Here is a 13,959-nt window from a genome sequence, read left to right on the forward strand (position 1 = left end):
TCCTGCCGGTCCTGCCGGTCCTGCCGGTCCTGCCCGATCGGCCCGCGGCCGGGCGATGAGTCCGCCGGCGCCCGCGGGTCTACCTCCCGACCGGGACGACCGACGCATCGGGAGCAAAGCATGGGACTCATCCACATCGAGTTGTTCGCAACCCTCGACCTCGTCGGGCAGTCGCCCGGCCGCCCGGACGAGGACCCGGTGGGGTTCCCGTTCGGTGGCTGGCAGGCGCCGCTGCTGGACGAGGTCGCCGGGGCGCAGGTCGGTGCCGCCTACGAGGGCACGGACGCCCTCCTGCTCGGTCGGCGGACGTATGACATCTTCGCCGCCTACTGGCCGCACCAGGAGGGCGGCGAGGACAACGAGATCGCCACGCTCTTCAACAGCGTCCCGAAGTATGTGGCCTCCCGCGGCAGGCCCGATCTCTCGTGGGCCGGCTCCACGCGGCTCGGCCCCGACCTGGCCGGCGCGGTGCGCGAGATCCGTGACCGGCACGAGCATGTGAAGGTCGTCGGAAGCCTGAACCTGGTGCAGACCCTCCTGCGCGAAAAGCTCTTCGACCGTCTCGACCTCTGGGTGCACCCGATCGTGCTCGGCGTCGGGAAGAAGGTGTTCGACGGTGGCGCGGTGCCCTCGAACGTCACCCTTCTCGAACCGCCGGTAGCCGGTCCGAAGGGCACTGTGTACCTGCGCTACGGGCTCGCCGACGGCACGCCCGGGACGGGGGACATGAGCGCACCCGATCGGGGTGCCGGATGACCTGGCTCACTTCTCCCCGGACGCGGCGATGACTTCTTCCGGCGCGGAGAGTCTCTTCACTGTTGCCGATAAAGGAGGAGAACGTGGCTCAGCTACTGAGAGTCCAGAACTTCAGCGTTTCGAGTGACGGAATCGGGGCCGGCGAGGACCAGAGCGCCGAAAGGCCGTTCGGCCACGTCGACCGTCCCGAGAGGCTGTTCGCCTGGGCCGGCGCCACGGCGAGCTGGCCCAACCGCACCGACCCCGGGGGAAGCCGGGGCCTCGATGACTACTTCACGCGGGACTTCGCACACAACATCGGCGCCGAGATCATGGGCCGCAACAAGTTCGGGCCCCAGCGCGGTCCTTGGCACGACCATGAGTGGCGCGGCTGGTGGGGCGAGGAGCCCCCGTTCCACACCCCGGTGTTCGTCATGACCCACCACAAGCGTCCCTCGTTCGCGCTCGGCGACACCACGTTCCACTTCGTCGACGGCGCCCCTGGCACGGTCCTCGATCAGGCGCGGGAGGCGGCGCGGGGCAAGGACGTCCGGCTCGGCGGCGGGGTCACCACCATCCGGCAGTTCCTGGACGCCGGTCTCGTCGACACGATGCATGTGGCGGTCTCGCCGGTGAAGCTCGGGTCCGGCCTGCGGCTCTGGGAGTCACCCGAGGAGCTGCTCGACCGGTTCCACCTGGAGGTCGTGCCCAGCCCGAGCGGCGTGACACACCACCTGTTCTGGCGAAAGTGACACCAAGGGTCCGCTCGGGCCGAGCGGGTGAGCAGGGGCTGACGGTGGCGGCGCCGCGGCGGCGCCGCCACTTTCACGCCTCAGCACGTCACATGTGCCGCTGAATCCAGAACGCGAGCAGGCTGATCAGGCTGCCACCCGCGGCAGTTGCCGCTCCGCGCAGGAAGCACTGCACGGCCAGCCGGCCATACCGCTGAGCTGCTCCGGGGCGCGTTGGCCGGCGCGAGGTGTCCGACCACGCGGGTTGGGGTCCGTCGGTAGGCTGCAATCGGGGTCTCCTTCGATCCGTGGCCCGGATGGGGTGATCTCCGCACGACGGCTCCTTCGGCGAGGGCTTGGTCCGCGCGTCGCCGAAGCGGGTCGTCTGCGTTCCGGAGACGGTAGATCGCCGAGTGAACGCCGGTCATGCCGAAGGCGTTCACCAAAGGTGGAACGTCTTACCCGGCCCGCATGCGGCACTTGACACGCTTTTTGGGACCGGCTATATGGCGCCGACCGGAAGAGCCGAGGCATAGCCGCAGATCAGCGGCCGGACCGGCCGGGATCAGCCTCCGGGACCCGAGCGGAAACGTGGTATCCAGCCGCTCACCGCCTCGAAGTCCCGTGCTGAAGCCGCGACTTCGTCCACCGAAGGTGGAAGTGTTCACCAAAGGTGGAGGTGTCCACCGAGGGTGGAACAGCAGTGGAAGCCCGGGATACGGTCGGAGGATGCTGACCGCAGACGGTGACGCCGGCTGGGCCGGGACGCCATGCACCTCCCAGGTGTGGATATTGACCGTGGACTTGAACGCGTTCATGGTGCGACACGGAATCGTGGCACTTGCGCCGGATCTCCCCGAACCGGCCCCCGAGGACACAGCGGACCCGCACCTGCGACGTCGGACGGGCCTCGGGTACCTGCGTGCGGCGATGCAGTTGCAGAAAGAGGTGAGAGAGCAGGAAGATGCCATCGCGGCAGAGGCAGTTTCCTGCGGCATCTCGTTCAAGGTGATCGGCCAGGCCCTCTCCATCGGGAAAACCGCGGCCCACAAGGCTTATTCAGGGCTTTGGATGAGCGATTCCACAGTCTCTTGCCTTGCTCCGGAATGGTCCGACGGGCAGAGCCCCACCAGCGTCGCCCGCTATCTCATCCGCCAGTTATGCTTCGTCACGAAAGTCGACATGCCGCGCACCATTCTGCGACCCAAGCAGGAGTGGGTCGGGATGCTCGCCTGCCTCAAATCGGCCAGGGCTCTGCGCTCTTCGGCAGAAGCGACCGTCCGTGAGGTGGTGGCCGAACTGCGGGCCCTCGGTGTCCCGTGGCGGGAAATCGCCGATATCCTGGGCGTCAAGCCGACGGCCGCCCAGAAGAGATTCGGCGATGGAGTCCCGGCCGACAGACTGGCCGACCTACGGCGCGAAAGGGAAGCTGCCGATCTCCTGATCTCCGGCCACGAACTGGACTATCACCGCAACCGTGAGCTGGAAGGTATCACCACGGGGCGCGCTCTCCGGTACGCAATGGACAACATGCGGAGAGCCCGCGACCACGGCACCAAGTATGCCGAGGGGCTTTGGGCAAGAGTCCAGCGGGGCGATCTGGACAAGCCTGATGATCTCGCATGGATCGACCCGGCAACCAACGGAATCATTCAGGCGGTTATCGCCCTCACGGCCCCCGGGGTGCTCGCCACGGCTCTGGAAGCCGGCCAGCAGTGGGATGAGCTGATCAAAAAGGACCGCCTCAAATATTCGCCCTTCATGCTGTACGTCTTCTTCCTGTTCGCCTTGTCCGGCGCGTACGCGACGGAGAGATTTCAGATCCAGATGACCGCGCGTTCCGAGGGCGTCGAGCTCACGGCGGAAGAAGCGGAGGCGTGCGTCATGGCCGCGATCAACGCCGTCGGAGCCGCCAACAAGGCCGTCGAAATAGCAGAGACGCTGGGAATCGACAAGATCTTCCAGATCGGTAAGGACGAGTCATGACGTCCGGGTGCCGGCTCGCCCAGTGGGCTTCCCCCTCCCGCCGCCGGCGGTAACGGGGCCGCGGGGTCCGGCAGCCACCGGGCCGCCCAGGAGGCCCAGGAGGCCCAGGAGGCCCAGGAGGGCCAGGAGGGGCCCGGCGGGCGACGACCGGCGGGCAAGGGCTTGTCGGCCGGCCGTCAGCAGTTTCCGAAAGGCGGGGAAACTTCTTGCGCACTACGTCCGGCGGGGGCCGCTCGTTGAGCAGGGTGCACCGCCGTGTCGCCCCGTTCAGCCCACCGCGTTTTCGCCGACGTTTCGGAGGACGTTCCATGACCATCGCGGCCCGCCCACCCGCCGACGGCCTCCTGCACAGTGCCCCGTGGCGCGCGGCGTTCGCCGCCGTGCCGCGCGAGAAGTTCCTGCCCGCCGACGTCCAGGGCCGCGGTGCGGTCGCGGGCGGTCTGCCGCCGACCACCGCGGCCGCGATGTGCGAGGCCCTGGACGTGCCGGGCGGGGCACGCGTCCTGGAGGTGGGCACGGGCACCGGTTACGGTGCCGCGCTGCTGAGCCACCGGTTCGGCTCCGCCCGCGTGGTCTCCCTCGACGCCGACCCCGAGCGGCTCGCCGCGGCCAGGACGCGCCTGGCGCACGCCGGGTACGCGCCGGAGCTGCTGGTGGGCGAGGCCGCGCACGGCTGTCCCGAACGCGCGCCCTTCGGCGGGCTGCTGGCCGGCCGCGGCGCGGGCCGCCGCGTGCCCGCGGCCTGGCCGGGCCAGGTGGTGCCGGGGGGAACGGTCGTGGTCGCGCTCGGGACCGGGACCGCGGTGCTGCGCACCGGCGGGGACGGCGGCGCGGCGGGCCGGTTCCTTCCGGTGCTCGCGCCGGCCACCGACGCGGTCGAGCCCGCGGTGCGGGCGTACATCCCGGCGCTGCTCGTACCGCTCGGCACGCAGGCCGACGTGCCGCTGGCCGCCGATCCGACGGCGGACATGCCACGGTTCCTCGGCGGCCTCGCCCAGCCGGACGTGTCGGAGCTGTGCCTGATCGACGCGGACGGGCGGCCCGTGCTCGGCCTGGTGCATCCGGGGACCGGCTCCTGGGCACGGGTGGCGCCGCGCGACGACGGCACCGCGCGCCTCCAGTACGACGGCCCGCGGAACCTGTGGGCGGAACGGGCGCCGCTGATCGCGGCCTGGGGCGACGCGGGCCGGCCCGGCCCCGAGGGCTACGGACTCACGGTCACGGCCTCGGGCGTCAACCGGCTGTGGCTCGGCAGCCAGGAGGGCCAGGTCCTGACGCTGTGACGGCGACCGCGCGGATGACCCCCCGGGCCTCCCGGACGCGCACCGGGCCCCGGCCCCGAACCAGGCCCCGGCCCCGGCCCCGGACGGGCGGCGGTCAGGCGGACAGCGTGCTCGTCCGGTCCTGCGTCGCGACGCCCGGGTTCAGCAGTCGCGGCGGCAGCGCCACGTAGGCGGAGACGCCGGCACCGCGCGCCGCCGCGGTGGTCGGGGCGCTCTGGGTGTGCCGGACCTCGACGTGCACGCCGAGGCGCGCGGAGATCGTGCCGACGACGTAGTGGCCGAGGAACCGCGTGGGCGCGACGAGGAACGTCTCCCGGCCGGCGAGGCGGGCGTTGGCGCCGGCCAGCTCCTCCTCGGTCATGCCGCTGCCCCGGTCCACGACGGCCAGGCAGTACTCGGCGCCGTCCCACCAGCCGTACACCTCGACCGGGCGGCCGGGGGGCGACGCGGTCAGCGCGTTCTCGATCAGCTCGGCGAGCAGGTGGGACAGCTCGTACACCGCCCAGCCGTGGATCTGGCACGGCTCGGACTCCACGAGCGTGACCCGCCGGTAGTCCTCCACCTCCGAGACGGCCAGCCGTACCACCTCGGCCACTTCGGCGGTCCCGGTCCACACGCGCGGCGGCAGCTGCTGGCCGGTGAGGATCAGCAGCGAGTCGGCGTTGCGGCGCATCCGGGTGGCGAGGTGGTCGAGCTCGAAGAGTTCGGCGAGCGCGTCGGGGTCCAGTTCCTTGCTCTCCAGGGCGGTGATCAGCCGCAGCTGCCTGCGCACCAGCGCCTGGTGGCGGTGGCCGAGGTTGGCCAGCGACTCGGTGCCGTTGCGGCGCAGCACGGTCTGCTGGGCGGCGAGGCCGACGGCGGTGCGTTCGACGTCGTGCAGCGCGGCGGCCAGGCGGGTGACTTCCTCCGCGCCCCGCTCGAACTGCCGGTCGGGGCTGGGCGGTTCGAGACGATCCGCCTCGTCGGGGTCGGCCTCCTGGAGGGTGCGGACCGTTTCGGGCAGGCGGTGGCCCGCGACGGACTCGGCCTGGCGGGTCAGCTCGTCGAGGGGCCGGGTGATGGCGCGCGCGGCCAGGAGCGCGAGGGCGACGGCCACGCCGAGGATGAGCACGCCGAGCGCGAGGAAGCCGACGAGCCCCCGAGTGGCGGCGGTGCGCAGCGCGTCGGCGCGGCCGGTGACGTCGGGGCCGACCTGCTGCTGCACGCCGTGGAGGGCGTCGGTGAGCGCGGTGGCGGCGGTCCACCACTCCTCGGGGTCGGTGACCAGCGCGGAACCGTCCGCGTGGGCGTCGGCGCGCGCCTCCAGGGTGGCGACGAGCATCGCCTCCTCGATGGCGAACGCCTCGTCCAGGGCCGCCCGCTGCTCCGAGGTGGCCATCTGCTCGTAGGTGCGCAGCGCGGTCTCGCGGTCGGCGCGGGTGGCGGCGAAGGTCAGGTACTGGGTGTTCTCGAAGTGGCCGGCGACGAACACCCCGTTCATCAGCCCGCGTTCCTGCGCCAGCGCCTCCGTGGCCAGGGACAGGGCCTGGAACGCGGCCATGCCGTCGCTCAGTCGCTGGTCGCCGTGGGCGGGGTCCTCGGCGAGCTGCGCGTCGTTCAGCGAGGTGGTGGCCTCGGTGTAGAACGTCAGGTCTTCGGCGCGGCCGATGGAGCCCTCGTCGACGCGGGCGCGGACCTCGCCCAGGTCGTCGAGCGCGGCCAGCGCCTCCTCGAACGCGGGGGCGGTGCCCTCGTCGACGCGCCGGGCCAGCTCGCCGCGAATGGCATCGACGCGGCGGCGCGTGTCGGCGAGGTCGGGCCGGTACTGGCCGGCGCCGACGAGGAGTCCGCTGGTCAGGCCGTGTTCCCGCTGGAGCTCGCGGACGAGGTCCTGCACGTCGAGCGCCAGCTGCACCCGTTCGCCGCTCTGCCGCGCCGCCGACCAGTCCGCCGCCCGGTCGGCCACCCCGGTGCCGATCAGCACCAGCAGGAGGCACGTGGGCACGGCGAGCACGATGGCCACCCGGCCGCGGATGGTGCCCCAGCGCGGGAGGCGGTCCGTCCATCGTCGCGTCATAGTTCCCCAGCACACCGCAACGCGGTTACCGCCGGCCACGGAGACCGTGGCCGCCAGGTGAACGTGCGGGGTGAACTGGGCGGTGACGATCAGGATGAACCGGGCATGTCATGGGGATGGACAAGCTTTGCTGACACCTTGTCTCATAAGAAGATGACTCCACCCTCACCCACAGGACCGGCCCTCAAGGACCGCGAACGCGTCGCGGAACGGCTGCTCGCCGCCTCCGCCAAGCACTCCTTCGACCCCGACCGGGAGCTCGACTGGGACGCCCCCTGGCAGGACGGCCTCTGGTACTGGCCGCCCGAGCTGGTCTCCCTCTACGACACCCCGCTCTGGTATGAGATGTCCCAGGAGCAGCGGATCGACCTCTCCCGGCACGAGTCGGCCGCCCTGGCCTCGCTCGGCATCTGGTTCGAGGTGATCCTCATGCAGCTGCTCGTCCGGCACATCTACGACAAGCCGACGACCAGCGCCCACGTCCGCTACGCGCTGACCGAAATAGCCGACGAGTGCCGCCACTCCATGATGTTCGCCCGCGCCATCCGGAAGACCGGCACCCCGGCCTACCCGCCCGGCCGCGGGCACCACAACATCGCCCGCGTCTTCAAGAGCGTCTCCACCACGCCGGGCTCGTTCACCGCGACGCTGCTCGGCGAGGAAGTGCTCGACTGGATGCAGCGCCTCACCTTCCCCGACGAACGCGTCCAGCCGCTGATCCGCGGCGTCACCCGCATCCACGTCGTCGAGGAGGCGCGGCACGTCAGGTACGCCCGCGAGGAGCTGCGCCGCCAGCTGGCCACCGCGCCCCGCTGGGAACGCGAGCTGACGCGCGTGACCTGCGGGGAGTTCGCCCGCATCTTCTCCGTCGCGTTCGTGAACCCCCAGGTCTACGCGAACGTCGGCCTCGACCGCGCCCAGGCCGTCGCCCAGGTGCGGGCCAGCGCCCACCGGCGCGCGGTGATGCAGGAGGGCGCGCGGCACCTGACGGACTTCCTGGACGAACTCGGCCTGCTGCGCGGCGTCGGTCGCCGCATGTGGCGCAGCTCCGGGCTGCTGGCCTGAACCCCGCCGCGCGGCCCGGCCGACTACGCTGCTGGGCATGAGCAGCCAACCCCCGGGCCCGGCCCCGGGACCGGCACGGGCCCCGGGCCCGGCCTACCGCAGACTCGGCGTGGCGGAGCGCAGGGGCCAGCTGATCGCCACCGCGCAGCGGCTGTTCGCGCACAACGCCCCGGAGCGCGTCTCCCTCGACGACGTCGCCCGCGAGGCCGGCGTCTCCCGCCCGCTGGTGTACCGGTACTTCTCCGGCGGGAAGCAGCAGCTGTACGAGGCCGCGCTGCACAGCTCCGCCGCCGACCTCGAACTGTGCTTCGCCGTACCCGCGCAAGGTCCGCTCAGCCAGCGGCTCGCCGACGCCCTCGACCGTTACCTGGCCTTCGTCGACGAGCACGGCGAAGGATTCACCGCGCTGTTGAAGGGCGGCAGCGTCGTCGAGACGTCCCGCACCACCGCCATCGTCGACGGCGTGCGCCGGGCCGCGGCGCAGCAGGTGCTGGTGCACATGGCGGCCACGCGGCCGGGGCCGCGGCTGCGTATGGCGGTGCGCACGTGGATCACCGCCGTCGAGGCCGCCTCCCTGATCTGGCTGGACGAGGACAAGGAGCCGCCGGTCGCGGAGCTGCGGGACCTGCTGGTCGAGCAGTTCATCGCCCAGCTCGTCGTCATGGCGGGGCACGACGAGCAGACCGCCCGCGTGCTGCGGGCCGCCGCCCGCCTCGAACCGGCGGGCGGGCGCGTGGACGCGCTGATCGCGCGCACGATGACGGCGCTCACGCCCGCCGCCGCGGGGCTCGACCCGTGAGGAGCGAGGAGACGCCGTTCGTCGGCGGCCCGCTGGACGGGCGCGTCCTGCCGGTGCTGGTCGGGCCGACCGGCAAGCCGCCCGGCGTCTACGAGGTGCCGGTGCCCGGCGGCGCGGACGGTCCTGACACCGTGCACGTCTACCGGCGGGAGGCCGCCGGGTACTCGCCGCGGCTGGGGCTGCCGCGTGGCTGGGTGTACGTCTACGCGCCGGACGCCACGCCGTCGCGTTCCTTCCGCCGCAGGCGCTGACCACCCGTTCGCCCGCGCCCGGCGTGCGCCGGGCGCGGGCCCGTGCACACCATCGCCCCGAGGAGAGGTGTGCATGCCGATGAACCGTCATGTCCTGACCGCGGCCCTGACCGCGCTCGCGCTCGCGTTCACGGCCGGCGGCGCGGCCCCCGCCGCGGCCGATCCCGGCGACCGGGACGTCGGCGCGCTGCTGGCCGAACTGCGCGGCCTCTACCGGGAGACGGGCGAGGCGGCGGAGGCGTACAACGCGGCGGAGGAACGGCTGCGCGACCGCCGTGGCGAGGCCGCCGAGCTGGACGAACGCCTCGCCGCGGCCCGCACCGACCTCGCCGGGGCCAGACGCGCCGCGGGCGCGGTGGCCCGCGAGCAGTACCGGCAGGGCGGTGTGCGGCTGCCGGGGCACCTGCGGCTGCTGTTCGGCGACGACCCGGCCCGCGACCTGCACGCGCAGGCCGTGGCGGAGCGCGCGGCGACGGCGCAGGCGGCGCGCATCCGACGGCTGCTCGACGGCGAGCGCCGGGCGGACGAGCTGGCCACCCGGGCGCGCGAGGCGCTGGACGCGGAGCAGTCCGCCGCGGCGGAGCGGCGGCGGCAGCGCGACGAGGCGCACCGGCGCCTGGACGAGATCGCCGGACTGCTGGCCGGGCTCACCCCGCGGGAGGCGGCGGAGCTGGGCGAGCAGGAGGCGGCGAGGGCGGAACGCGCCCGCCGGGCCCCCGTTCCCACGCCGGAGCCCGAGCCCGAGCCCGGGTCCGAGCACGGGTCCGGGGCCGGGACGGAGCCCGAGGCCGAGGCCGAACTCGGGTCCGGGGCCGGGACGGAGCCCGAGGCCGAACTCGGGTCCGGGGCCGGGACGGAGCCCGAGGCCGAACTCGGGTCCGGGGCCGGGACGGCGGCCGGGACCGGGGCCGGGACGGAGCCCGAGCCCACGGCCGGGTGAGGGCCCGAGTCCGCGGCCGGGATCGCGGCCGAGTCAGGGACCGCAGCCGGGCGAAGGTCCGCGCCCGCGGCCGAGCCCACGGCCGGGTGAGGGTTACCGGCCGCGCGGGCCCGTCCTGCGCAGCTCAGCCCGCAGCTCGGGCGTGAGCAGGTGACCGGCCCTGCCGACGAACAGCGCCATGTGGTAGGCCACCGCGCTGATATCGGCGTCCGGCGTCGTGTACGCGCCGAGCAGCGAACCGTCGCTGATCGACATGACCAGCAGGTTCCCCGTTTCCATGGCGACCAGCGTCTGCCTGACCCGGCCCCCGTCCATCAGCGTCGCGGCGCCCGACGTCAGACTGCCGAGCCCGGAGACGACCGTGGCCAGGTCGGCCGCGGCCCCCATCGGGCCCTTCACCGGGTGGCGGCGCGCCGTGGCGCGGTCCGGCTCGGACGACAGCAGCAGCAGGCCGTCCGCCGAGACGACGGCGACCGACAGCATGCCGGGCACGTCCCCCACCAGGCGGGACAGCAGCCACCGCAGATCGTTCCCGCCCTGGCTGCTGGGCGCGCCGGGGGGCGGCGTGCGGGTCTGTGAGGTCATGACCATGTCCCCTCTCCTGGCTCGCCCGGGTGGCCCGGCGCCTGGGCGGCGTCCCGGTGCCCGTCGCGCGCGCCGCGCTGGAAACCGCCGAGGCGCCGGCGCAGCTCCTCCGCGTCCACGGCGCGCGCCCGCTCCTGCGCGGGCACGGCGGCGGCCGGTCCCGCGGCGCGCCCGCGCCGCGGCAGGCCGCTGTCCGTGATCCCGTCCGTCCGCGGCGTGGTGTCGTCCGCCCGCGCGTGCTCGGGGAACGGTCCGGGTACGGCCATCGGCACCGCGCCCGAGTCGGCGGGCGACAGGGGGAAGGAACCGGTGGTCTGCGGATCGCCCGCGTACGTCTCCGGCAGGGCCTCGACGAGCGTGCCGGGCACCACGACCTGTGCGAGCGTGCCCCCGCCCGGGCGGGCGGCGAGCCAGCAGCGCAGGCCGTGCCGCGCGGCCAGCCTGGCCACCGTGTACAGGCCCATGCCGATGCCCGACCCGCCGTGCGCACCGTCGGCGCCGGGCGGCGGGGTGACCGGGTCGGCCAGCCGCGCGTTCAGCTCGGCGACGCGGTCGGCGGCCAGGCCGAAACCCTCGTCCTCCACCGAGAACAGCAGCTCGCCCTCCGCCCAGCGCGCGGTCAGCCGCACGCGCGTCCCGGCCGGGGAGAACGCGGTCGCGTTGTCCAGCAGCTCGGCGAGCAGGTGGCTGACGTCGCGGGCCGCGGCGGCCACCAGGCGCGCCGGCGGGGGCGGCGGGGTGGTCTCCACCAGCTCGTACAGCTCTATTTCGCTGACGGCCGCCCGCGCCACGTCGATCAGCGGGATCGGGTCCCCGAGCTGCACGACCGGCTCCGCCCCGGCGAGCAGCAGCAGATTCTCCCCGTGCCGCCGCACGCGCGCGGCGAGGTGGTCGAGGGAGAACAGCACGGCCAGCCGGTCCGGGTCCGTCTCGTGCTCCTCCAGGCCCTCGATGACCGCGAGTTGCTCCCCGATCAGCGCGAGCAGCCGCTCCGCGTGATGCGCGAACATCCCGTGCACCGCGCCGTGCAGCGCGGCGAGGCGTGCGTTCAACTCGCCCTGCTCGGCCAGCAGCCGGTCCCGCTCGGCGCGCAGCCCGCCGCTGTCGCGCTCGGCCACCGCCGCCTCGTCCGCCGCGCGCACCGCCTGCTCCTGGAGGGCGACGGTGCGGGCCCGCAGCGTGTTGACGGAGGCGACGACCTCGGCGAACTCGTCGTTCCGCCCGGTGAACTTGACCGGGTCCTGCCCCGCCGGGTCGGCGGCCACCCGGCGCGTGCCCAGGCGCACGGCGGCCAGCGGGCGGGTGAGGGACCTGGCGGTGTGCACGCTGACGACGGTGGCGAGCAGCAGGGCCACGGCCACCAGACCGCCCGTCAGCTGAAGGTCGGTGAGGCTGTCGCCGCGCCGCCCCTCCAGGTGGTCGGCGCGCTCGGCGGCCAGCGAGGACAGCACGCCGCGCTGCTGGCCGGTGCGCGCGAGCAGGACGTCGTGCACCTCGGCCGGGTCGAGCGCGCGGTCCTCCTCGGTGAGCACGGGGGCGTCGGTGAGGACGGCGAGGTACTCCTCCGCCGCCTCGGCCTCGGGGCCCGTGACGGTCCGTTCGTAGGACTCCGCGGCCTCGGTGCCCGCGGTGGCCGCGAAGTCGGCGAGCGCGGCCTCCTCGCGCACGGCCTCGCGCTGGGCCAGCGCCGTCAGTTCGGCCTGCTCGCCCTCGCCCGACAGGCCCGCGAGCAGCAGGCCGCGGGCGGCGGAGGAGGAGTGAACGGCGCGGGCCAGGTCGGGCAGGGCGTCGCCCGCGGGGTCGCCCGCCGCGCCTGCGCCCGAGCGGCTGACGTCGCGGAAGACGGCGTCCAGGTCCTCGATGAGGGCGGTGTAGTCCGCGAAGGTCTCGGCGGGGTTGCTCTCCCCGGCCAGGGCGCGCTCGCGGGTGGCGGGCAACGCGTCGAGGCCGCGGTGCACCTGCTCGCCCGCGTCATCCGGCAGCGAGCCGGCCGCGCGGTCCGCGCGGGCGCGGGCGTCGTCGGTCAACGCCCCTTGCAGCGCCGCCGGATCGCCCGCGGCCAGCGCGACGACCAGTGCGTCGCGCTCGTCGGCCAGCACGTGCGAGAGGGAGACCACCCGGCGCCCGAGGTCGGCATCCGACACCAGCTCCGAAGCGTTCGTCAGCTCCGAGACGGCGGCGTGCAGCGCCGGCGCCCCCGCGGCGGACACCGCGATGCCGGTCAGCAGCACCCCGCCGAGCAGCCGGCTGCGCACCCGCACGCGCCGTCCGCGTGCCGCACGCGCCCGGGAGCCTGCGCGGGAGCCTGACGGTGCGGAAGGAGACGGGTCGGCGGGGCCGTGCAGTTTCTTCTTCCGCACCTGTGCTCGCATTCTCGTCACGTGGGCACCGACCTTGCCAGCGCCGACAGGGCAGGGGGGCGTTCCCCCCGACCGGCCACCCGAAGGAGTGAACAACACCCGGAGTTGGCGGACAAGCCGAGGCCGGAATCCGCCGCTCCGGGGTCGCGGATTCGACTGGAATTCCGCCGTGGCTCCTGGCAAGATCCGCTTCCGGCCCGCCGTCGAACCGGTGTTACCCCCGCATTCGGTGACAAATACCAGCCTACGGCAGACTGATCACCATGTGCATCCAGGCCGCCACCGAGCCGGGCGTCCCCGGCCGCCCCAACGAGGACTTCGCGGCCCTGGCCGTGCCCGCGGGTGGCGACGGCGGGGCCCTCGTCCTCCTCGACGGAGTGACGGGCCCTCAGGTTCCCGCCGCGGACGCGGACCCGGGTGCGGACGCGGCCCCGGGCGCGGAACCGGGCGCTGTCCCGGGCGCAGAACCGGGCGGGGGCCCGCCCGGCGGCTGCGCGCACGGCGTCGCGTGGTTTGCCGCACGCCTGGGCGGGGCACTGCTCGAACGGTGCGCCACCGCGCGGGAGTCGTCGCTGCGCGCCTGCCTCGCCGACGCCATCTCCCGTTCCGCGGACGCCCATCGGACGGCCTGTGACCTTTCTCACCCCCGAACTCCGCAGGCCACGGTGGTGTGTGCGCGCTGGGACGCACGGGAGGTCGAGTACCTGGTGCTGTCCGATTCGGTGCTGCTGATCGAGGGTGCGGACGGGTCCGTGCGCCCCGTCCTCGACACCCGCCTCGACGATCTGCGCCCGGCCGCGCGGCGGTTGCCGCGCGAGCGGCGGGCGGCGTGGATCGAGAGCCTGCGCAACGCGGAGGGCGGTTTCTTCACCGCCGCCGCCGATCCGGCGGTGGCCGACCTGGCGGTCACCGGCACGGTGGCGCGCGACGCGGTGCGTTCGGTGGCGGCGCTGACGGACGGCCTCGGCCGGTGGGTCGAAACGTTCCGCCTCGGTGGCTGGGCCGACCTCTTCGCGCTGCTCGCGGACGCGGGGCCGCGGGAGGCCATCCGTCAGGTGCGGGCCGCGGAGGCGGCCGACCCGGACGGCGCCGCGTTCCCGCGCGGCAAGGCCCACGACGACGCGACGGCGGTCCTGGCCCGGCTGTGACCCGGCGGGCCTGGCCGCCG

12 protein-coding genes are annotated in these 13,959 nt (G+C 74.0%); 9 read left to right on the forward strand and 3 right to left on the reverse strand.

Annotation, left to right across the window (positions count from 1 at the left end; all coding sequences use genetic code 11):
- Positions 1-120: 120 nt before the first annotated feature.
- The 4 genes from RM779_RS02770 (at position 121) to RM779_RS02785 (ending at position 4,735) form a co-directional block, all read left to right on the forward strand.
- A complete protein-coding gene (locus RM779_RS02770; RefSeq protein WP_311615371.1) occupies positions 121-756 on the forward strand; it encodes a dihydrofolate reductase family protein in 636 nt (211 codons plus the stop codon).
- 83 nt (positions 757-839) lie between these two features.
- On the forward strand, positions 840-1,487 hold the full coding sequence (locus tag RM779_RS02775; RefSeq protein ID WP_311615373.1) for a dihydrofolate reductase family protein: 648 nt from the start codon (positions 840-842) through the stop codon (positions 1,485-1,487).
- Positions 1,488-2,195: 708 nt separating this feature from the next.
- Positions 2,196-3,452 (forward strand): hypothetical protein, encoded by a 1,257-nt coding sequence (locus RM779_RS02780; protein WP_311615375.1) that lies wholly within the window; start codon positions 2,196-2,198, stop codon positions 3,450-3,452.
- Between the two features lie 308 nt (positions 3,453-3,760).
- Positions 3,761-4,735 carry a methyltransferase domain-containing protein gene (locus RM779_RS02785; RefSeq protein ID WP_311615376.1) on the forward strand — a complete coding sequence of 325 codons (975 nt, stop codon included), beginning with the start codon at positions 3,761-3,763 and terminating at the stop codon, positions 4,733-4,735.
- Positions 4,736-4,829: 94 nt separating this feature from the next.
- Here RM779_RS02785 and RM779_RS02790 read toward each other — a convergent pair whose 3' ends face one another.
- Positions 4,830-6,791, reverse strand: coding sequence for an ATP-binding protein (locus RM779_RS02790; protein ID WP_311615378.1), 1,962 nt, complete (start codon positions 6,789-6,791; stop codon positions 4,830-4,832).
- A 153-nt stretch (positions 6,792-6,944) separates the two neighbouring features.
- On the opposite strand from RM779_RS02790, the gene RM779_RS02795 reads away from it, so the two are divergent.
- The 4 genes from RM779_RS02795 (at position 6,945) to RM779_RS02810 (ending at position 9,846) form a co-directional block, all read left to right on the forward strand.
- The gene (locus RM779_RS02795; protein WP_311615380.1) at positions 6,945-7,856 is read left to right on the forward strand and encodes an AurF N-oxygenase family protein; all 912 of its coding nucleotides are present in this window, start codon (positions 6,945-6,947) and stop codon (positions 7,854-7,856) included.
- A gap of 37 nt (positions 7,857-7,893) precedes the next feature.
- Positions 7,894-8,655 (forward strand): TetR/AcrR family transcriptional regulator, encoded by a 762-nt coding sequence (locus tag RM779_RS02800; RefSeq protein ID WP_311615382.1) that lies wholly within the window; start codon positions 7,894-7,896, stop codon positions 8,653-8,655.
- The gene (locus tag RM779_RS02805; protein ID WP_311615384.1) at positions 8,652-8,906 is read left to right on the forward strand and encodes a hypothetical protein; all 255 of its coding nucleotides are present in this window, start codon (positions 8,652-8,654) and stop codon (positions 8,904-8,906) included. Before RM779_RS02800 ends, RM779_RS02805 begins: the two co-directional genes overlap by 4 nt.
- Positions 8,907-8,985: 79 nt before the next feature.
- On the forward strand, positions 8,986-9,846 hold the full coding sequence (locus RM779_RS02810; RefSeq protein ID WP_311615386.1) for a hypothetical protein: 861 nt from the start codon (positions 8,986-8,988) through the stop codon (positions 9,844-9,846).
- A gap of 93 nt (positions 9,847-9,939) precedes the next feature.
- Here RM779_RS02810 and RM779_RS02815 read toward each other — a convergent pair whose 3' ends face one another.
- Together RM779_RS02815 and RM779_RS02820 are read right to left on the reverse strand one after the other, a co-directional pair.
- A complete protein-coding gene (locus RM779_RS02815) occupies positions 9,940-10,431 on the reverse strand; it encodes a roadblock/LC7 domain-containing protein (RefSeq protein WP_311615388.1) in 492 nt (163 codons plus the stop codon).
- Positions 10,428-12,692, reverse strand: coding sequence for a sensor histidine kinase (locus RM779_RS02820; protein WP_311615390.1), 2,265 nt, complete (start codon positions 12,690-12,692; stop codon positions 10,428-10,430). Before RM779_RS02820 ends, RM779_RS02815 begins: the two co-directional genes overlap by 4 nt.
- A 362-nt stretch (positions 12,693-13,054) precedes the next feature.
- On the opposite strand from RM779_RS02820, the gene RM779_RS02825 reads away from it, so the two are divergent.
- Positions 13,055-13,939 (forward strand): protein phosphatase 2C domain-containing protein, encoded by an 885-nt coding sequence (locus RM779_RS02825; RefSeq protein ID WP_311615392.1) that lies wholly within the window; start codon positions 13,055-13,057, stop codon positions 13,937-13,939.
- Positions 13,940-13,959: the final 20 nt, after the last annotated feature.

Origin of the sequence: Streptomyces johnsoniae (assembly GCF_031845565.1) — a bacterium.
Lineage (GTDB): Bacteria > Actinomycetota > Actinomycetes > Streptomycetales > Streptomycetaceae > Streptomyces > Streptomyces johnsoniae.

Coding starts and splice junctions, on each gene's coding strand:
- RM779_RS02825 (WP_311615392.1), top strand. CDS start 13,055: ATGTGCATCCAGGCCGCCACCGAGCCGGGCGTCCCCGGCCGCCCCAAC.
- RM779_RS02810 (WP_311615386.1), top strand. CDS start 8,986: ATGAACCGTCATGTCCTGACCGCGGCCCTGACCGCGCTCGCGCTCGCG.
- RM779_RS02780 (WP_311615375.1), top strand. CDS start 2,196: ATGCTGACCGCAGACGGTGACGCCGGCTGGGCCGGGACGCCATGCACC.
- RM779_RS02785 (WP_311615376.1), top strand. CDS start 3,761: ATGACCATCGCGGCCCGCCCACCCGCCGACGGCCTCCTGCACAGTGCC.
- RM779_RS02770 (WP_311615371.1), top strand. CDS start 121: ATGGGACTCATCCACATCGAGTTGTTCGCAACCCTCGACCTCGTCGGG.
- RM779_RS02795 (WP_311615380.1), top strand. CDS start 6,945: ATGACTCCACCCTCACCCACAGGACCGGCCCTCAAGGACCGCGAACGC.
- RM779_RS02790 (WP_311615378.1), bottom strand. CDS start 6,791: ATGACGCGACGATGGACGGACCGCCTCCCGCGCTGGGGCACCATCCGC.
- RM779_RS02800 (WP_311615382.1), top strand. CDS start 7,894: ATGAGCAGCCAACCCCCGGGCCCGGCCCCGGGACCGGCACGGGCCCCG.
- RM779_RS02815 (WP_311615388.1), bottom strand. CDS start 10,431: ATGACCTCACAGACCCGCACGCCGCCCCCCGGCGCGCCCAGCAGCCAG.